The organism is Acinetobacter sp. NigerLNRRAM0016, from assembly GCF_054112845.1.
This window is the reverse complement of sequence record NZ_JBSYVT010000002.1, coordinates 46,538-65,420: the sequence shown is the minus strand read 5'-3', so window position 1 is coordinate 65,420 and position 18,883 is coordinate 46,538. Positions and strand designations below refer to the sequence as shown.

22 protein-coding genes and 1 pseudogene are annotated in these 18,883 nt (G+C 41.9%); 16 read left to right on the top strand and 7 right to left on the bottom strand.

Annotated elements, in window-relative coordinates; genetic code table 11:
- The first annotated feature begins 249 nt into the window (after nucleotides 1–249).
- From dapD to ACWQ4X_RS01895, 6 genes are all read left to right on the top strand, one after another.
- Nucleotides 250–1,071, top strand: a complete 822-nt coding sequence (gene dapD, locus ACWQ4X_RS01920; RefSeq protein WP_100241329.1) for a 2,3,4,5-tetrahydropyridine-2,6-dicarboxylate N-succinyltransferase — start codon at nucleotides 250–252, stop codon at nucleotides 1,069–1,071.
- 82 nt (nucleotides 1,072–1,153) lie between these two features.
- On the top strand, nucleotides 1,154–1,864 hold the full coding sequence (gene queE, locus ACWQ4X_RS01915; RefSeq protein ID WP_142768205.1) for a 7-carboxy-7-deazaguanine synthase QueE: 711 nt from the start codon (nucleotides 1,154–1,156) through the stop codon (nucleotides 1,862–1,864).
- Between the two features lie 29 nt (nucleotides 1,865–1,893).
- The gene (gene queC, locus ACWQ4X_RS01910) at nucleotides 1,894–2,562 is read left to right on the top strand and encodes a 7-cyano-7-deazaguanine synthase QueC (protein ID WP_100241331.1); all 669 of its coding nucleotides are present in this window, start codon (nucleotides 1,894–1,896) and stop codon (nucleotides 2,560–2,562) included.
- A 16-nt stretch (nucleotides 2,563–2,578) separates the two neighbouring features.
- The gene (locus ACWQ4X_RS01905) at nucleotides 2,579–2,989 is read left to right on the top strand and encodes a hypothetical protein (protein ID WP_100241332.1); all 411 of its coding nucleotides are present in this window, start codon (nucleotides 2,579–2,581) and stop codon (nucleotides 2,987–2,989) included.
- Nucleotides 2,990–3,059: 70 nt separating this feature from the next.
- Entirely contained in the window at nucleotides 3,060–3,758 is a 699-nt protein-coding gene (locus tag ACWQ4X_RS01900; protein WP_457902510.1) for a Dph6-related ATP pyrophosphatase, read from the top strand.
- A 3-nt stretch (nucleotides 3,759–3,761) separates the two neighbouring features.
- A complete protein-coding gene (locus ACWQ4X_RS01895; protein WP_457902509.1) occupies nucleotides 3,762–4,220 on the top strand; it encodes a peroxiredoxin in 459 nt (152 codons plus the stop codon).
- 46 nt (nucleotides 4,221–4,266) lie between these two features.
- Here the strand turns inward: ACWQ4X_RS01895 and ACWQ4X_RS01890 are convergent, their stop codons facing one another.
- Nucleotides 4,267–4,872, bottom strand: coding sequence for a LysE/ArgO family amino acid transporter (locus ACWQ4X_RS01890; RefSeq protein ID WP_457902508.1), 606 nt, complete (start codon nucleotides 4,870–4,872; stop codon nucleotides 4,267–4,269).
- Between the two features lie 138 nt (nucleotides 4,873–5,010).
- On the opposite strand from ACWQ4X_RS01890, the gene ACWQ4X_RS01885 reads away from it, so the two are divergent.
- Nucleotides 5,011–5,922: a LysR family transcriptional regulator ArgP gene (locus ACWQ4X_RS01885; RefSeq protein ID WP_457902507.1), complete on the top strand. Its 912-nt coding sequence runs from the start codon at nucleotides 5,011–5,013 to the stop codon at nucleotides 5,920–5,922.
- A 34-nt stretch (nucleotides 5,923–5,956) separates the two neighbouring features.
- On the opposite strand, the gene ACWQ4X_RS01880 is transcribed toward ACWQ4X_RS01885, so the two are convergent.
- Nucleotides 5,957–6,475, bottom strand: a complete 519-nt coding sequence (locus tag ACWQ4X_RS01880) for a YceI family protein (RefSeq protein ID WP_457902669.1) — start codon at nucleotides 6,473–6,475, stop codon at nucleotides 5,957–5,959.
- Between the two features lie 109 nt (nucleotides 6,476–6,584).
- Nucleotides 6,585–7,154 (bottom strand): nicotinate-nicotinamide nucleotide adenylyltransferase, encoded by a 570-nt coding sequence (locus ACWQ4X_RS01875; protein WP_457902506.1) that lies wholly within the window; start codon nucleotides 7,152–7,154, stop codon nucleotides 6,585–6,587.
- Nucleotides 7,155–7,258: 104 nt separating this feature from the next.
- On the opposite strand from ACWQ4X_RS01875, the gene ACWQ4X_RS01870 reads away from it, so the two are divergent.
- Together ACWQ4X_RS01870 and ACWQ4X_RS01865 are read left to right on the top strand one after the other, a co-directional pair.
- Entirely contained in the window at nucleotides 7,259–8,059 is an 801-nt protein-coding gene (locus tag ACWQ4X_RS01870) for an enoyl-CoA hydratase-related protein (RefSeq protein ID WP_457902505.1), read from the top strand.
- Between the two features lie 118 nt (nucleotides 8,060–8,177).
- Nucleotides 8,178–8,960 carry a nitroreductase family protein gene (locus ACWQ4X_RS01865; protein ID WP_457902504.1) on the top strand — a complete coding sequence of 261 codons (783 nt, stop codon included), beginning with the start codon at nucleotides 8,178–8,180 and terminating at the stop codon, nucleotides 8,958–8,960.
- Nucleotides 8,961–9,214: 254 nt separating this feature from the next.
- On the opposite strand, the gene ACWQ4X_RS01860 is transcribed toward ACWQ4X_RS01865, so the two are convergent.
- The gene (locus ACWQ4X_RS01860) at nucleotides 9,215–9,529 is read right to left on the bottom strand and encodes an NGG1p interacting factor NIF3 (protein ID WP_457902503.1); all 315 of its coding nucleotides are present in this window, start codon (nucleotides 9,527–9,529) and stop codon (nucleotides 9,215–9,217) included.
- 247 nt (nucleotides 9,530–9,776) lie between these two features.
- Between ACWQ4X_RS01860 and ACWQ4X_RS01855 the strand changes: the two genes are divergently transcribed.
- From ACWQ4X_RS01855 to ACWQ4X_RS01840, 4 genes are all read left to right on the top strand, one after another.
- Nucleotides 9,777–10,130 carry a hypothetical protein gene (locus ACWQ4X_RS01855; protein WP_457902502.1) on the top strand — a complete coding sequence of 118 codons (354 nt, stop codon included), beginning with the start codon at nucleotides 9,777–9,779 and terminating at the stop codon, nucleotides 10,128–10,130.
- Between the two features lies 1 nt (nucleotide 10,131).
- The gene (locus tag ACWQ4X_RS01850) at nucleotides 10,132–11,922 is read left to right on the top strand and encodes a PepSY-associated TM helix domain-containing protein (RefSeq protein WP_457902501.1); all 1,791 of its coding nucleotides are present in this window, start codon (nucleotides 10,132–10,134) and stop codon (nucleotides 11,920–11,922) included.
- Nucleotides 11,919–12,257: a DUF3325 family protein gene (locus ACWQ4X_RS01845; protein WP_457902500.1), complete on the top strand. Its 339-nt coding sequence runs from the start codon at nucleotides 11,919–11,921 to the stop codon at nucleotides 12,255–12,257. The genes ACWQ4X_RS01850 and ACWQ4X_RS01845 overlap by 4 nt, the downstream gene beginning before the upstream one ends.
- Nucleotides 12,258–12,343: 86 nt before the next feature.
- Nucleotides 12,344–12,856: a tetratricopeptide repeat protein gene (locus ACWQ4X_RS01840; RefSeq protein WP_457902499.1), complete on the top strand. Its 513-nt coding sequence runs from the start codon at nucleotides 12,344–12,346 to the stop codon at nucleotides 12,854–12,856.
- A 38-nt stretch (nucleotides 12,857–12,894) separates the two neighbouring features.
- On the opposite strand, the gene ACWQ4X_RS01835 is transcribed toward ACWQ4X_RS01840, so the two are convergent.
- Nucleotides 12,895–13,872, bottom strand: a complete 978-nt coding sequence (locus tag ACWQ4X_RS01835; RefSeq protein WP_457902498.1) for a DUF4424 family protein — start codon at nucleotides 13,870–13,872, stop codon at nucleotides 12,895–12,897.
- Nucleotides 13,873–13,964: 92 nt separating this feature from the next.
- On the opposite strand from ACWQ4X_RS01835, the gene ACWQ4X_RS01830 reads away from it, so the two are divergent.
- On the top strand, nucleotides 13,965–14,492 hold the full coding sequence (locus ACWQ4X_RS01830) for a hypothetical protein (RefSeq protein WP_457902497.1): 528 nt from the start codon (nucleotides 13,965–13,967) through the stop codon (nucleotides 14,490–14,492).
- A 136-nt stretch (nucleotides 14,493–14,628) separates the two neighbouring features.
- On the opposite strand, the gene ACWQ4X_RS01825 is transcribed toward ACWQ4X_RS01830, so the two are convergent.
- Nucleotides 14,629–15,168 carry a cysteine peptidase family C39 domain-containing protein gene (locus ACWQ4X_RS01825; protein ID WP_457902496.1) on the bottom strand — a complete coding sequence of 180 codons (540 nt, stop codon included), beginning with the start codon at nucleotides 15,166–15,168 and terminating at the stop codon, nucleotides 14,629–14,631.
- 52 nt (nucleotides 15,169–15,220) lie between these two features.
- Nucleotides 15,221–16,159, bottom strand: a pseudogene (locus ACWQ4X_RS01820) (DUF4917 family protein).
- Between the two features lie 318 nt (nucleotides 16,160–16,477).
- Here ACWQ4X_RS01820 and ahcY point away from each other — a divergent pair.
- Nucleotides 16,478–17,860, top strand: coding sequence for an adenosylhomocysteinase (gene ahcY, locus ACWQ4X_RS01815; protein ID WP_457902495.1), 1,383 nt, complete (start codon nucleotides 16,478–16,480; stop codon nucleotides 17,858–17,860).
- Between the two features lie 171 nt (nucleotides 17,861–18,031).
- The gene (metF, locus tag ACWQ4X_RS01810) at nucleotides 18,032–18,868 is read left to right on the top strand and encodes a methylenetetrahydrofolate reductase [NAD(P)H] (protein WP_457902494.1); all 837 of its coding nucleotides are present in this window, start codon (nucleotides 18,032–18,034) and stop codon (nucleotides 18,866–18,868) included.
- Nucleotides 18,869–18,883: the final 15 nt, after the last annotated feature.

Here is an 18,883-nt window from a genome sequence, read left to right as displayed (position 1 = left end):
TTTTGATGAACTCATCCTAGACCAGAACATCAGTACTTTTTATGAACGATTTGCTAGGTTTGTGTTAACTTTTGATACATATTTCAGTAAATTTAGTTTGCAAATAATAATCTGTTTAACAACTTATACAAGTTCACATCGTTTTTTACAGAACTACCTTAATTATAAATTCCGATCTTAAGACGATTTTTCATCTATTTTGGGGCAAATATAGTGTAAAATCTTCAAAATTTTTTTGGAAGGAAGATCATGTCTCAGCTTTCGACAATTATCGAACAAGCCTTTGAAGACCGCGCTAATTTCACAGCAGCGGATTGCTCTGCTGAAATTCGTGATGCAGTTGAACAGGCGATTGCTGGTTTAGACAACGGTACATTACGCGTTGCTGAAAAAATCGACGGTGAATGGGTTGTTCACCAATGGCTTAAAAAAGCAGTGTTGTTATCGTTCAAATTGAACGACAACAAGCCAATTGAGTCTTGTGATCTTCGTTTCTACGACAAAGTTGACACTAAATTCTCTGGTTGGACTGAAGAACAGTTCAAAGCTGCAGGCGTACGTGTAGTACCTCCAGCAGTTGCACGTAAAGGCAGCTTCCAAGCGAAAAACGTGGTGTTAATGCCATCTTATGTCAACATTGGTGCTTATGTAGATGAAGGCACAATGGTTGATACATGGGCAACTGTAGGTTCATGTGCACAAATCGGTAAAAACGTTCACTTGTCTGGTGGCGTAGGTATTGGTGGTGTACTCGAGCCTTTACAAGCAAACCCGACCATTATTGAAGACAACTGCTTCATCGGTGCACGTTCTGAAATCGTTGAAGGCGTAATTGTTGAAGAAGGTTCTGTTATTTCAATGGGCGTATTCATTGGTCAATCAACCAAAATTTATGACCGTGAAACTGGCGAAATCCACTACGGTCGCGTACCAGCAGGTTCTGTTGTTGTTTCTGGTAGCCTTCCTTCTAAATGCGGTACTTACAGCTTATATGCTGCAATTATCGTGAAAAAAGTTGACGCGAAAACTCGTGCGAAAACGAGCTTGAACGAATTATTACGCGAAGACTAATTTTTCAAAATGCTTTTCGGTCTCTACGATCAGTCATGATCGTAGAGATTTTTATTTTTCTATCTTGTGGTTATCTTGTGCTATGAATACTCTCCGATCTTCGGCTATTCCTGTTTCTGATCCGGCTGCGGGCTTACGCATCACGGAGATTTTCTATTCATTACAAGGTGAAGCCAATACAGCAGGACTTCCAACGGTATTTATCCGTTTAACGGGCTGTCCGTTACGTTGTACTTATTGTGATACCACCTACTCGTTTGAAGGTGGCGAGCGCCAATCGCTCGAACAGATTATTCAAACCACGCTGGACTTTAAAACACCGTATGTGTGTGTCACAGGTGGCGAGCCACTGGCTCAACCGAATGCATTACCCTTAATGACCCGTCTTGCAGATTTAGGCTGTGAGGTATCATTAGAAACCAGCGGTGCTTTAGATGTGTCTAAAGTCGACCCGCGTGTTTCCAAAGTTTTAGACCTGAAAACTCCAACTTCTGGTGAAGAACAGCGTAATTTAATGTCTAACCTTGATCACTTAACTCAGCATGATCAGATTAAATTCGTGATTTGTAACCGTGAAGACTATGAATGGTCAAAACAACAGCTTGCCCAGTATCAACTACAGGATAAAGTCAGTACCGTTTGGTTCTCCCCTGCTTTTGCTGTAGAAAAAGGTGCTGCACGCTTACCGCAACTTGCGCGTGACTTAGCGCAATGGATTTTAGAAGACCATCTCCCTGTTCGTTTCCAGCTCCAGCTACATAAACTGTTGTGGAACGATGAAACTGGTCGTTAATTGCTTTTAGATATTTAGGAGATTCACATATGCGCACTCGTGCCATAGTCTTGTTATCTGGCGGTTTAGACTCAACTACTTGTTTAGCTTGGGCGCAAGCACGTTATGAATGCATGGCGATTAGCTTCATGTATGGTCAACGCTCTACCACAGAACTTGATGCTGCAAAAGCCTTAGCGCAACGTGCTGGTGTTGAACATCGTATTATTAATATTGATTTAAGTAACTTAGGTGGTTCAGCCTTAACTGACCACAGTATTGATGTACCAGAACAGCTGCAAGAAGGTATTCCTGTAACTTATGTTCCAGCACGTAACACGATTTTCTTGTCATATGCCCTAGCTGCTGCTGAAGTATTTGGTGCTGAAGCGATTGTAATTGGCGTGAATGCCGTTGATTATTCAGGCTATCCTGACTGCCGCCCAGAATATATTGAAGCTTTTGCTAACATGGCACGCTTGGCAACCAAAGTGGGTGTGGAAGGAAAACCTCTTAAATTTGAAACACCTCTGTTACATTTATCCAAAGCAAATATCATTCGCTTAGGTATTGAACATGGCGTAGACTATAGTCAAACGGTGTCTTGCTACCAAGCAGATGACCAAGGACGTGCTTGTGGTAAATGCGACAGCTGCCGCTTACGCAAACAAGGCTTTGAAGATGCAGGCGTAGCAGACCCAACACGTTATATACCGTAATAACAGGGTACAGTTTATGAAAAATTTAAAATCAAACATTATTCTTTCTACATTGGTTTCAGCAGCTGCGTTGTTCGCAACTGCATCACATGCTGCTGAATCAAACAAACTACAAGAAGCGTATAAAAGCACCAATGTAAAATCTGCGTTAATTAATGTTTGTAAAGAAGAAACAGCCAAAGGTAATAAATTATCAAGCGCTGAAGTAAGCAAATACTGTACTTGTGCAGTGGAAGCAGACGGCAAATTAACCAATGCGCAAAAATGGGAAATTCAAAGCACCATTAACCAAAAGAAAAGTCCGAGCACACTTGCTTTCGTTCAAAAGCAAAACAAAGACTTACAAGCCTGCTTTGGTCCTCAGTTAACCACTAAATTAAAGTCTTTAACTGAAGAAGCAATGAAAAACGCGCAAGCGAAAAAATAATTCGCGAACCATGAATCAAGCCTGCTTTATGCAGGCTTTTTCTATGCCACAAAATTGAAAGAGCCGAACTATGCTTGTTGAATGGAATACCAATGCCCAAGGTCAAAAATTTGTCGCCTCTTATAGTGGTGGTAAAGACAGCAGCCTTGCTCTCTACCAAGCCATGCAGATGGGCGAAGCTGTTGCGCTAATTGTGATGCTGGAAGAACAAGGTTTAAAGTCACGCTCACATGGCATGTCACTTGACATCATTCATGCGCAGGCTAAGGCGATCGGACTCCCCATCTTCACGGCTTCAGCGACTTGGCAAGAGTATGAAAGTCATTTCATTCAACTCCTGCAAAAAGCCCAAGCCCTTGGTGCAGAAACTTTGGTGACAGGTGATATTGATTTGCTGGCACATGCTGAATGGAATCAATCGGTGTGTGATAAAAGCCAGCTCAGTTTATGCATGCCGCTTTGGCAGCGCCCGCGCCTCGAGATTGTGCAGGAATTTATCTCACTCGGATTTCAAAGCATCATTGTCACGGTTAATCTGAACTTAGGCATGAAAGTTGAAGATTTGGGACAAGTCCTGACACTGGACTATATTCAACAACTCGTAGACCGAGGGATTGACCCTTGCGGAGAAGCGGGTGAATTCCATACCACCGTGATTGATGGTCCTATTTTCCAACACGCCCTGAATATTGTGAAAGGTGGTATTCTCTATCATGAAAACTACGCCTTTTTACCGCTTGAACTAGAACAACACCAGATTGAAGGATAAACCATGACGGATAGCATCCAACTTCCAAATCAAATCTTCCCGACCACCACAGGTGAAGTTAACTTAACTGAAGTCCCAACTGAATGGCTGATTGTGTATTTCTATCCGAAAGATTCAACGCCTGGCTGTACCACGCAGGCAGTTGGCTTTTCGTGTTTAAAAGACCAGTTTGATGCGCTCAACACCACCATCTTTGGCGTTTCTCGTGACTCGGTCAAAGCGCACCAAAACTTTACAGCCAAACAATCGCTAAGCATTGACCTGATCAGTGATAAAGAAGAAGTCCTGTGCAAGCACTTTGATGTCATTAAAGAAAAGAATATGTATGGCAAACAAGTGATGGGCATTGAACGCTCAACTTTTATTTTCCATAACGGTAAACTTGTCAAAGAATATCGCAAAGTCAAAGCAGCGGGACATGCCGAACAAGTCCTTACAGACTTAAAAGCTCTACAAGCTTAATCAATACTGCCGCTATCGTTTTCATTCAACGTAGCGGCTTTTATTCTTATGCATCCACAATTAATGACAGTGCAATACTCCACATAATCAGGGTAATCAATCCATCCAAAACTTTCCATGCCTTCGGATTTTCAAAAATTGGGGTTAATAGTCGTGCCCCGTAGCCCAAACTAAAAAAGAACAACCATGAAGCCGTGATGGTACCTAAAGCAAAATAGAGTTTGCTGTGTTCAAATTGCGTTGAAATGGAACCGATCAACACCACGGTATCTAAATACACATGCGGATTCAACCAAGTTAAAGCCAAACACACCAACAAGATTTGACCCAAATTGGTCTCATTCTGCTGTGCTGCATGTAAACCCTGATTCGATTTGAATGCAGCAATCATATGTTGAAAGCCATACCAAAATAAAAATAACGCCCCTGCCCACTTTGCCATTCCCAAAACTTCAGGGTAATGCTGAAGCACCACAGAAAAGCCCGTAATCCCTAGAAGAATTAAAATAGAATCGGACAATGCACAAACGAAGCAGACCCAAAATACAGACTGTTGCTTTAAACCCTGTTTTAAAACAAACGCATTTTGCGCCCCAATCGCCACGATCAGACTCATACCGATCGCGATCCCTTGTACATACGTTTGTAGCATGACTTTTCCACTCAGATTTTTTGCTTCATCGCATTATCAAGGATTTTTTATTCAACTAAATAAAACTAAAAAAATATCAATTTAACTCAATTTATCTTAGATTATCAGCATGACTAATGATTAGACCTGAGCTTCTCCATGCTGAATAGTAAACAATGTGACGCCTTCTTAGCTGTCGCTGAAACAGGCAGTTTTGACTTAGCAGCTGAACGCTTATGCATCACAGCATCGGCCGTTACCATGCGTGTACAAAGTCTGGAGAAATCTTTAGGTCATTTACTGATTGTGCGGGAACGCCCTTGCCGTGCTACTCAGGCGGGCTTATCGTTATTGCACTATTTGCAGCACACCCGACGCTTAGAACAAAACCTGTTACAGGACTTAACGGGGCAAACCCCTGAATCGCAATTCTACCAACTCAATATTGCCAGCAATGATGACTCCCTTGCCACGTGGTTACTGCGAGCGATACGTGAAACGCTATTACGTGAAAAAATTGTGGTGCATCTTAAAGTCGATGATCAAACGCAAACCCATCATTTACTTGCGGCAGGTTTGGTGAGTGCCTGCATTTCTACGGAGCAACATCCCATGAAAGGCTGTGTTGCAACACGCTTGGGCAGCATGAATTATCGAATGGTGGCGACCCCTGAATTCACTCGACGCTGGTTTACGCAAGGTTTAAATCGTCAAAGTTTAAGAATGGCGCCAGCCGTGATTTATAATGATAAAGACCATCTGCATACCGATATGATTTTGGAAAAATTTGGCTTAACGGTAGAAAGCTATCCACACCACTTTATACCATCCTCCACCGCTTTTATTGAAGCAATTGAATATGGTTTGGGATTTGGCATGGTGCCTGATTATCAAATTGGGCAACGCCTACAAACAGGAGAATGGGTGGAGCTTTTACCCGATGTACATATCAATATTCAGTTGTACTGGCATCACTGGAAACAGCAATCCCCATCATTGGCACAACTGACACGCGATATTATTGACAAAGCACCAAGCTATATGAACCAGCAAATGAACACTTCTTTTTAATTGGAACACCTGTAACACAGAGAGTACAAAATGCTTAGTCGTTAGTTTTCCACTGCCCGATCACCTGAATATTTACTTTTTCCCCAATACCGCCCATGGCTTTTTTCATCCCAAAATCGCTACGGCGAATGATGGTATGCGCTTCAACATTGAGCAGCTCAGGATGCTCGGAATGTGGCGTTAATTTGGCATCAAACGTAATGGGACGGGTCACCCCACGTAGGGTTAAATTGCCTAAAATTTGGTAGCGATCATTGCCGAGCGTTTTAAATTGGGTACTTTTAAAAGTGGCTGTTTTATATTTGTCTGCATAGAACAAATCTGGGCCTAAAACCATGGCTTTCAAGGAAGGCTTACTCATGCTGATACTGTTGATATCCAGTACCACCTGAGCATTGGCACGTTCAGGTTGCTCTAGATCAAATTGCATGGTCGACTGAACTTGTTCAAATTGACCTTTGGCAAAAGTTACTCCAAAAGAATCAATATGAAAGCCAACTTCGGAGTCGGAGGTGAGATGCCATACACCCGCTTGAGTAACCTGCATACCCATGACAAAGACACAGGAATACACCCAAAAAGCATTCAATCGATGTGGGATTTGATCATTAACAACACTGGCATTCATGTCCATTCCTCAGCCGAGGAGATGAACCCCTATTTTACTCAAGATTGCTTTTATCTTGGGTCTGGTATTTGTGTTGTAATTGTTGATAAATCGCGCTTTGCTTGAACTTTTGTAAAAACTCAATCGTTCCTTGCGGAAATCGATCTTCCCAAATTTCACCACGGTAAAAAGCTTCTCGCATTGGCGTCGCCGACATTGCATCTTCTAGACTATCAATTTCCACCATTTCCCATTCTGGAAACAGTTCTAAATAGTAAGAAGATTCATCTTTAAAATGACCAATCAAGCCCACCTTATGTTCAGGTCGAACCACACCAGCCACCAAGGTTTTCACCAGATTGACCCATTTTTTATCGTTATACACATCAATCACGTGCACAAAACGAATGCGCGCTGCATCTTCCTCAGAAAAATTCGATAAAATCATCTGTTCGCGTTCTTGGGCGGTAAATGGATTTTTAATATTGCGTTCCATTTGTGCAGAACCCAAAGCCAAAATCACAGCGTCACTCAGTTCCAGTGCGATTTGAATAGTCCGCATATGTGCCAAGTGGAACGGCTGAAAACGACCAATAAAAACCAGATAATCAAATGTATGTTTCATAGGACATGAACTTTTTTATGAACTCATCAGTAGCACTCTTCTTCATCAAGATACGACATAATGGCACATAAAATTTAACTAAATTTTAAAGCAAGGATAGTACGATGACACTCAGTTGTATTCAACAACCACATGAACATTTAAATGCAAATTTAGACAACGGTATTCTGACTTTAGCCATTAACCGCCCAAAAGCAAAAAATGCACTGTATGGTGAATTGTATCTATGGATTGCAAAGGCCCTTGATGAAGCGGATCAATCTAAAGAAGTACGCGTGGTGATTTTACGTGGTGAAGATGCTGATTTCACTGCAGGAAATGACATGCAGGACTTTATGAAATCTGCTGCGCAAAAAGGCCAAGCACCTACATCTGAAGGTCCTCCATTTATTCTCCTTAAATCTGCTGCCAAGTTTTCAAAACCCTTAATTGCTGCTGTTCGTGGTGTGGCAATTGGCATTGGGGTGACGATACTTTTACATTGCGATTTAGTGTATAGTGACAATACGGCACTCTTTCAAATTCCATTTGTGAGCCTAGGTTTATCACCTGAAGGGGCTTCAAGTAAATTATTGGTTCAGCAAGCGGGCTACCTGAAAGCTTCAGAATTGCTGCTCACTGCGCAAAAATTTGATAGTGCAACTGCTGTTTCTGCAAACCTTGTGAACAGTATTGAAGATGATGTTTATGCAACAGCAGCCAAGAAAGCAGCACAATTGTCTGCGTTACCGCTCGCTTCTTTAGTTCAATCTAAAAGTCTGATGAAGCACAATGTCAATGAAATTGTGGCTTGGATTGATCACGAAGCTGAAATCTTCATGGACCGCGTTGGCTCACCAGAGATGATGGAAGCCGTGGCTGCCTTTATGCAAAAACGTAAACCTGATTTTTCTCAATTTAATTAATTGAGTATCTAAAGGGGCAGTTTGCCCCTTTTGTTTTGGCTCACCCAAATACAACAACAGCTAAAGCTACCGCGTTATATGCTGAGAACAACATAACTTCACTTTATAAATTCCAATTATGACTAATCCAGATCAACCCCAATTCATTCCTGATGCATCAGGCAAACCACGCTATTACGAACCTGCTCCGCAAGATATTGATGTTGCCAATTTTCGCAAGGTCATCGAAAGTCGTCGTTCCGTCAGAAAATTTACTGAGCGTGCCATTCCCAGTGAGGTATTAGATGCCTGTTTAGATTTGGCACTGCTCGCACCGAACTCCTCCAATTTGCAACCGTGGACATTTTATCTGGTGCAAAGTCCAACCAAGAAAAAGCAATTGGTCAAAGCCTGTTTAAACCAGTTGGCGGCTAAAACAGCGGCTGAACTGATTGTCTGCATCGCACGCACTGACCGTTTGGACGACATGGCGAAGCGCAATATCAGTGAATTTCCTTTCCCCGAAACGCCACCCGCGGTGCAAAAATATTATCGCGTGATTCCCTACAATTATAAAACGGGTTACTTCAACACCTTGGGCAATGTCAAAAAAGTTGCATTTAAATTGGTGCGTACCTTTGACAAACAACTGCCTGTGACGGCGTTTAATCCTGCCGATGCAAAATTATGGGCAACCAAAACCACAGCCCTCGCCTGTGAAAATCTGGTTTTAGCCTTACGTGCCTATGGCTTTGACAGCTGTATGATGGAAGGTTTTGATGAACCGATGGTTCGAAAAATCTTGAAACTGAATGATCAGCAATATCCCGTCATGGTGATTGGTGCAGGTGAACGGGCAAAAGACGGTGTATTTTTTCCACAGTACCGTTTTGATCGTGAATTATTTATTCAGAAGCTTTAAAGCATTTTCTCGCTAGAATCTTTTCAAGAAAATTTTAATTGTGAAACTAACCTTCGGTTCGACCTACTTTTCTTTCGGGAAAAGTAGGCAAAACCTGAGGTGCGACTATAGCAGCGCAAGATCTGAAAAACTCGGCTATACCCATCTATATCTCAGTACTTCGCAGAAACATTTTTTTCATAATTTATCCTGCCTCGAACAATTGCAGATGACATTTTCGTGTATCTAATTTTCAGTTTGGAAATCTATTTGAGCTAAATAATATCCAGAATTTGAATAAATTCAAAAGCAGGTTCTTCATAAGGATGACTCGCTTTAAGCGCTTGCGCCACCAACTTCGCCCGTGTTTCTGGAACAATGGTTTCCACACGCCACTCAGGCACTTGCTCTAAACTATCTAGCTGTCCAATAAATGGATTTGCCCCCTGTACAGGCTTGAATTGCCCTGTGCCTAAAACTTGCCATGCACAGTGTTCATAATTGCCGATGCCCCCAGCACCAACTGCAAAAATGGCCTGTTTGGTCGCATCTAAATGGCTTTCAGGTACATAATAAATTAATTTCAGCACGTCTCATTCCTATTATGAATCGCATGTATTTAATCCCATTTTGAAGGAGTTCATGCCTGATTCACAAGTGATGATGTCATTTCCATTCAACGTATTTTTAAATCATTGCCTAACTGTTTAACTGCTCACCTTTCTCTCAAAAATAAATAACTTGTCAGCTAATTTTAGATTGCTGGTTTTAATTATGAATAATAATTGTTATCATTTGCATTAACATTAAATTACATAACTAACTTTAGCCCCTACCATGAATAACTCCAATCCTGCAAATTCACTTACAGCGTCACTGGCTGTGGGAAAACCGAAAAAACTCCAGCATTCAGACCTTAGCTTACTCAAATATCGCTTTATGGTGTTCTATCGTTTCTTGCTTGCGATTGTTGGTGGTTATGCCTTGGCATCCCTCACAGCAATGGTTGTCGCACAAGCATTCAGTGAATATCGTGCAGCCGCTGCCATGAGTGCAACTTTGCTGGCGTTTAGCATTCATTGTGCTGCTTTCATTTGGGTGTTCATGGTACACAAAACCTTAAAAGCCACGCTCGGCATTGTCTTGCCCTGCTTGCTGTTATGGGCAATGACCCTGTACTTAGGGGCTTGATATGCGTGTAGATCATAAAATAGAAGGCCCTCGCCAATCGATGTCATGGTTGCATACATGGGCAAGTCTGATTTTAGGCTGGTTGCTGTATGCGATTTTTGTGACAGGCACGCTGAGTTTTTTTCAGAATGAAATTACGGTTTGGATGAAACCTGAGTTACATCAGTCGGTAGCCAATAATACCCAGATCCAACAGACTCAAATTGCCTTAAATTATCTGCAAAAAAACTATCCTGATGCGGCAAGCTGGATGATGCTATTACCGAATTCATGCCAAACCACCACCGAACTGATTGTACGCAAACAAGGCGAAGACCCGCATGCACGGCGCGGCGGTGAACGGATCAGCCTAGACAGCCAAACAGGTGAAGTCTTAACTGCTCGCGACACGCGTGGCGGGAATTTTTTATATCGCTTCCATTTTGAATTGTATGGATTACCCCGACTCTGGACACGCTGGTTGGTCGGTTTTGCCACCATGTTGATGTTGGTTGCCATTGTCAGTGGTGTAATTACTCATAAAAAAATCTTTAAAGACTTTTTCACCTTCCGTTCCGGTAAGGGACAACGCTCATGGCTTGATGCTCACAATGCCACAGCCGTCTTTGCCCTGCCTTTTCATATCATGATCACCTTTAGCGGCTTGCTCCTGTTAATGTTCATGCTGATGCCTTGGGGAATCAATCAGGTCTATTCAGATCGGCAGGAATTTATAAAAGATTTACGCACACAGACCAATGCTCAGTCCGCTAAACCTCAATTTGAAGTACGCGCTGCAGAGCCGTCCGCACAAAATACTGGAATGCATCAGCATCCTCGTACAGCAACCAATCCAGCTGAACAACAAAATATGCAAGTCCGTTCAGGTGAACCCTCATCTGGCCGTGAGAGACAAGGTCATGGCGCACATGAACCTCGTGAGCTCCATGAAAAACCAAGTCAAGCCGCAGTACTGGCAGACCTCACCCCTATGTTGAATTATGCCGCAGCACAATGGCAAAGCAATCCGATCGGTTCAATCCAAATTATTGCACCTAACACCACAGATGCCACAGTAGAAATTAAAGCGCTGTATGCTGAAAGCGTCATTGCCCGAAATGTCATGCCGAGTTTTCAATTTAATGGAGTTACTGGAGAAAATACCACAGACCCGCAAACAGCTTACCGCACCTCAGTTCCCATGGGGATTTACAATGTGGTGACCGTATTACACGAAGCACGTGGCTTAGACCTAAGCTTACGCTGGTTACTGTTCGGCTCAGGGGTTTTAGGCACCTTAATGGTCGCAACAGGACTGATATTGTGGTGTGTAAAACGTGCCCCACAACAACAAAAGCAAGGTTATAAATCATTTGGCTATCGCTTAGTTGAAGTCACCAATATTGCCGCCATCATTGGCTTACCTCTTGCGTGCGCTGCATATTTCTATGCCAACCGCCTATTACCTTTGCAGTTAGAAGCCCGTGCCGAATGGGAAATCCGCAGTTTCTTGATGGCATGGCTATTCAGCCTCCTCTATGCGATGTTTCGTAACCATCGCCAAGCATGGCTCGAACTGCTGTTCTTCAGCAGCCTCGTATATGCAGGTTTGCCTGTTCTGAATGTTGTTACAGGTGGACAACCACTGTGGCACAGCATTGCCAATGGTCAATGGATGATTGCCAGTTTCGATTTAATGACTTGGGTATTGGCAGGAATTTTTTATCTAGCATATCGCAAAGTTAAGCAGCACAAAGGCGTGGTGGCAAAACCCAAGAAAGTCCCGCAAAAACCACAGGAGATCAGTCCATGAGTTTTTTTCTCTTGATTTGGTTAATCTCCAGTTTAGCATTCATCGCTTTAGCAAGTGCCATGACGAAGCACCAGAAACAGATTTTTAATCGCGAGCTTAACCCTGTTCAGAGCAGTATTGCTACCACCTTAGGTTGGCTACTCTTATTGACTAGCCTCGTGATTTGTCTGCTCTCAGGAAAAATCAGCAGCATGCTCAGCTATTGGGTTGGCGTCTTAACTTTCGCTGCCTTACTGATTGGGCTCATGCTAAGTTATTACCCTGATAAAATAAAAAATCTCGCTTATCTACTGATCGGACTCACAGTAATCACCGCAGGATTTCTTCTGTTTTAAAGCTACACAATCATCTCGAATTTTCAGTTATAATCTCCCAGCCAATCTTCTGATTGGCTTTTTTATTGCTTGTGAATGGAATTGTTATGTCTCGTCTTCCCTCTATTTCTGCGGAACTGATTAATCGAGCAAGTGCAGGTAATGCCGAAGCTCAGTTTGAATTAGCCAATCTCTACATGGAAAGTGAAGATGAGCAGGATATTGAACGTGCCGAAGAATGGGCACTCAAAGCTGCGGGCAATGGTCATGTGGAAGCCATGTACTGGCTAGGTGAAGGCTATGTGGTCTATGCCAAAGAACTGCTTGAAGAAGATCCGACCGAAGCCAACACTTATTTTGAACATGCCTATCACTGGCTCAAACAAGCCAGTGCCTTGAATCATCCTGCAGCGATTTTAGAATTAGCGGGTTTTTATCGCCGCGGTAATATCGTAGAAAAAGATGTTGCCAAGTCCGTTGCCTTAGTACAACAAGCTGCAGAGTTAGGCGAAGTACAAGCCATGCGTGATTTAGCCTGTATCTATGAGCATGGTTTGGGCGTAGAAATTGATGAAGCCAAAGCAGACGAATGGTCACTCAAGGCACAACAATTCAGCTAAGCCCAATCAATTTCAAGCCCATGTTCAGCATGGGCTTTTTATTCAAATCGAAATTTTGTATTCACAAAAATAATATTCAAGTCCTGTTTCGGCTTGAAATTCTTTTTCGACATTTGAAAGCGGGTTGGACTGATTTTTTGTACTTTGCCATCCCAACAAAAAGACACCAATTCCCCTGCCTCACGTTCAACCGTGAGCTTAAAATCTGCAATCGGTTTAGCCCAGTTCGCACCCGTGGTCAGAATATAACTCAGTGCGCTATAGGGTGCATGTTGTGCCTTTGCCTTGCGTAAACCCGCTTTAAAGGAAGAATCCATACAATAGGTTTTTTCGTCTTCATCGGGATACAGGGCAACTGAACCGCCAACTAGAGGTCGATACTGATGTTGAATACGCGTGATGGCATTGGCTTTAAAGGTCTGCTGCCAGCTATACACCACTTGCGCTTCCCAATAAACCTCATCACCGTGATCATACGATTTCAACAAGGCTTGTACTTTCGGGTTATTACACTGCATCATCTTGGCACTGATTTTTTCAATCTCCTGATTCTGCGTCCACGGCAGCATAAGTTCCTGATCAGACAAACCACAGGCTTTCAATGCTGTCGTGACATCAATAACAGGATCTTCCGCGGATGCATCTGGCATGGCATTTGGATCAGGTAAGAAAGCACGCACATGTGTAGTAGGTTTGAGTAACTGACCATTTTGTCGAACCTGAAAGCTTTGGATTAAACCTTCGGTATCTGCAAAATCACTGTCTCTGGAACTACTGACACGGGGTAAAGGAAACAAAATCGTTTCGGTAATGTCACGCGTGGTGAGATTCTTAAAATGATAATCCACCCGAATCTGTTTTTTACTGATGAATAAGTCTTCGCTTTGCATTGAAATATTAGGGTTATGTACATACTCGACCCCGCCTGTACCCACAAAACCTGTACTGTCATTGGCATGTGCACTAGCCACAATCGCCATGCTTAGCCAAAAACCGAGCCATTGTTGTTGATTCATTTCTCATCCTTTCAAGGTATTCTGATTTTTTTGATGGTTCTTTTTATACTATATTGAATTTATTTAAGATTAGACAATTTTAGGGGACTTTCATGCCATTCAGACAAATGCTTCTCACCCTCTCGACCCTACTGCCCTCAAGCATACTGTTCGCTCAACCAACTTTTCAGGATTATCCTGCCCCAGTTTATACAGGAAAAAACTATACGGTTGTGCTGAATAAAGAAACCAAACTGTATAAAACCTTAATGACTGAACTTTCGCAACAGCCTGTCAATTTTGCAGGGCATTATGGTATTGAAACTTTTGGCTGCGGTGGTGGCTGCGTCGCAGGTTTACTCTATGATGCAAAAACAGGTACTACCGCCTATTTACCCGATTCTTTCAAAGACTGCTATACCGAACAATTTGGTTTTTCGCCAAGGCAGATAAAATTCCAACGTGATAGCCGATTACTGATTGGCACGGGAAGTCGCACAGGTGATCATGAACAATGTGAGCTGGTTTATTATCTTATTGAAGATGGTCACTTTAAAGAATTAGAAAGTTATCGAATTAATAATGGCAAAAATGACTGGGTCAATGCACTGTTTGAAGAATGGAATAAAGAACAAGACTAATCCTTTAAATCTTGTAAACCTTCATTTTATGAGATGAACACCCATAGCATGATTAAAGCATCGTAATGCCCTGTGTAAACTCCAAGCTTGATGTCGATCTATAAAAACGCATCAAGCTTCGTGTTTTTAAAGTTTGTTAATTGCGTACCGTAGATTGCAACTGCACGCCGCGATCATCAATCACAATCGCTTGTCGGCAGATTCCTTCGGCTTTACGTTGTTGCTCAAATACTTGTGCAGGCATTGGTTCAAAATTATCAAAGAAACAAATTTCCTGATCATCAATTGAATACACCAAGGACTGATTACCGACTTCATCCAGTGTATCGTAGTACACAATCACCATTTTCCCTTGCTTAATTTGGGTCTGAATTTGCGCATAGCTCAAAGCAGGCTCAATCGGGATTCGCAACGCTTTCGCCTCGCTATAGCTTTGTCTTTCGGTACGGTCAATATTCGGATCAGGGTCTGTATGGAAAGAGACCTTAAATCCAATCTTCTTTAAGGCAACCGCCAAAGCAATGGTAAACGTGCCATCTTGATGATCATGTCGGCATAACTTGATCAGTTCATTCATATCGACATGCACGCCATGATGTTGCAGCAACATCCAAACCGCAAAGACGCCGCAGTTTGCTTCTAGATTCAATAGCGAATCAGGAATCTCTAAAGCCATACGTTTGATCTCAAGATGTAATGGGCGGATGATAATGCTTATGGATTTAAACTCAAGGATTATTCCAGCAACCTGAGCTTTGACTATCAGAAAATTCCACCTCAACTTGTGGAGCTAACTTATTTATTTCAGTATAAATACGATGACACTCTGATTGGTCTTTAGAGTAAGTAGAAATTGCAATTTTACCACTCAATTTATGCTTAAAAATTTGATTAACCAAGTGAGACTCTTGTTCACCCATACCCCAGCCATAAATAACCAAATTATGAGCTATGTTAATTAAACTCGGTTAGACTTCATAGTAAATCGTACTCAGATATTGACTTGTCTTGATAGATTCCTCTTTCTTTTTGCCAGTACCCTCAGCCACAAATAAAGGAATTTTTTCATCAGACCATTGATCTGTTATTACCTCTAATAAATTATTATTTATATTAGATTTAAGCTTGCTTTCTATGTTTTTTACATCCCTAAATATAGATAAATTTCCATGTTGATAAAACGTTAAAGTAACCGTCTTTTGGTTGCGTATAGGTGTTCTCAGCGTTGCCCAATCATCCCTAAAACTGCCACCTGATTGAAAACAATCTTTAAATATATGACCATCACAATTTATTTCTGAATCATTTCCAAACATAAGAACCCAGTACAACAACAGATCATAATTTAGTGAAACAATCGTGCTAAAGTACTTAGTAAAATCATACAGTTGGGGTAACTGATCTTCAATTTGATCTCTTGTACAATGTACTTCTCGTACAACTTGAATCAATGCATTTTTTATATTTTCATAGGCTTGATTTGTTTTACAATCTTCGATGTTCAATTTTTCATTAATTAATTTAGCATGCCAAACTAAACGGAGAATTAACTCAAAGTCAGTTGTATCAAATTCTTTAAAAAGCATTGAAATATCTTCATTAAAAAGTAGTAATTCTTCCGCTTTTTCTTTTAATGAACTAAACCCAAATTTAGAATGCAGCGCCATACTTGCACCATTACCAATAATTAGACTACCCTTTGAATAATCTTCTTTAATGTCACCCCATTCTTTAATTTGATATTCGAATTCATTACTCATTGAATCATATCAAAATTTTCTTATCAACCAGATATTAACCAATTACAGATTGGAACAAAATCAATTTCCAAGTACAATAGCCCGCAGTCGAGGGATGCTGCGACTTTCTTACAGGCACATAAATGTAAGATCGCTAGGCTCGACGATTCGGTTGGACACTCGTTCTAATCAACAACGGCATCCGCGAACATAATGATCAATTTTTGTTTTTATAAGGAGATCGTAATGAACGCGGTTAATGCTTCATTTACAGATTACAAAGTTGCTGACATCACTCTAGCTGATTACGGCCGTAAAGAAATCAAACTTGCTGAAGCTGAAATGCCAGCTTTAATGGGTCTTCGTAAGCGTTATTCTGCTGCAAAACCACTTGCAGGTGCGAAAATCCTTGGCTGTATCCACATGACCATTCAAACTGCTGTTTTAATTGAAACATTAGTTGAATTAGGCGCAGAAGTTCGTTGGACTTCATGCAATATCTTCTCTACTCAAGACCACGCTGCTGCTGCAATTGCTGCTTCTGGTGTTCCTGTATTTGCTTGGAAAGGCGAAACAGAAGAAGAATACATGTGGTGTTTAGAACAACAAATCAATGTAAATGGCACACCTTGGGATGCCAACATGATTTTGGATGATGGTGGTGATTTAACCCTACTTGTTCATGAAAAATATCCTGAAGTGATTGCAAAAATCCACGGTGTAACTGAAGAAACAACAACGGGCGTACAACGTCTGTATGAAATGCTTCGTGATGGTACTTTGAAAGTTCCTGCAATCAACGTGAATGACTCAGTAACTAAGTCTAAAAACGACAACAAATATGGTTGCCGTCACTCACTGAATGATGCCATCAAACGCGGTACAGATATGCTTTTATCTGGTCGTCGTGCACTTGTGATTGGTTACGGTGATGTCGGTAAAGGTTCTGCTCAATCACTTCGTCAAGAAGGCATGATTGTACGTGTCACTGAAGTTGACCCTATCTGTGCTATGCAAGCATGCATGGACGGTTACGAAGTTGTATCTCCATACAAAAATGGCGTACAAACTGGCAAGAAAGAAGACATCAATGTTGACATTCTTCAAAATACTGACCTCATCGTAACGACTACAGGTAACTACCACGTATGTGATGCTGCAATGCTTGATTCATTAAAAGCAGGTGCAGTGGTGTGTAACATCGGTCACTTCGACACTGAAATCGACACCAACTACTTACGTGGTTACAAGTGGGTTGAAGTGAAGCCACAAGTTCACCAAGTTTACCGTTCTGAAAATGACAGTGACTACCTCATTCTTCTTTCTGAAGGTCGTTTGGTTAACCTTGGTAATGCAACGGGTCACCCATCACGTATCATGGATGGTTCATTTGCTAACCAAGTACTTGGTCAAATGCACTTGTTCGCTGAAAAATTTGCTGATCTTCCAGAAGATCAAAAACAAGCAGCGATTCGTGTAGAACTACTTCCTAAGAAATTAGATGAAGAAGTTGCTGCGGCAATGGTTGCTGGTTTTGGTGGTGTCTTGACTCAATTGACTCAAGAACAAGCAGACTACTTAGGTGTAGCTGTTGAAGGTCCGTTCAAATCCGACGCTTATAAATACTAAGTTGCAAACCTCTCCTAACCTCTCCTGTTAGGAGAGACTTTCATTACAGAATGATGTTAGCAGTGAAATCTTGTTATCTCTATTCAATGTAATGAATCGCCTTCTCCCTCTGGGAGAAGGATGGGATGAGGGTAAACACAAAAAATAGCATTTATAAAAAAGGATTTGATGATGAGCAAAAGAGTTCCAATTTCTTTTGAGTTTTTCCCAACCAAAACCGATGCTGGCGCAGAAAAACTTAAAGTCGTACACCAAGAACTTCAGTTATTAAACCCAGAGTTCTTCTCGATTACTTACGGTGCTGGCGGTTCTACCCGTGAACGTACCCTTGCTGCCATTGCTGAATTCAATGGTAAAGGTACGCCTGTTGCGCCGCACTTATCTTGTATTGGCGATGACAAAGCACGTATTGCTGAATTACTCGACATCTACAAAGATCAAGGCATTGACCGTATTGTCGCTTTACGTGGCGATTTACCTTCTGGACAAGTCGGTTTAGGCGAGTTGCCATACGCAACAGACCTCGTGCGCTTTATTCGTGAGCATTCAGGTGATCACTTCCATATTGAAGTTGCCGCTTACCCTGAAATGCACCCACAAGCAGAAAGCTTTGATTTAGACATTCAGCGTTTCTGCGACAAAGCCAATGCAGGTGCCAATGCAGGTTTAACGCAGTTCTTCTTTAATCCAGATGCTTACTTCTATTTTGTAGATCGCATTCAAAAAGAAGGTGTGAATATTCCAATTGCACCAGGCATCATGCCAATTACCAATGCCAGCAATTTAATTCGCTTCGCAGATGGTACAGGTGCTGAAATCCCGCGCTGGATTCGTAAACAATTGGCAACTTATGGTGACGATACCGCAAGTATCAAAGCCTTCGGTCATGAAGTTGTCGTGAAACTTTGCGAACGTTTGCTTGCTGGCGGCGCGCCAAGCTTGCACTTCTACACCATGAACACCACTGATCCAACCCGTCAGCTTGTCACTGACCTTGGTTTAGCTTAATCCTGACTTTGACGA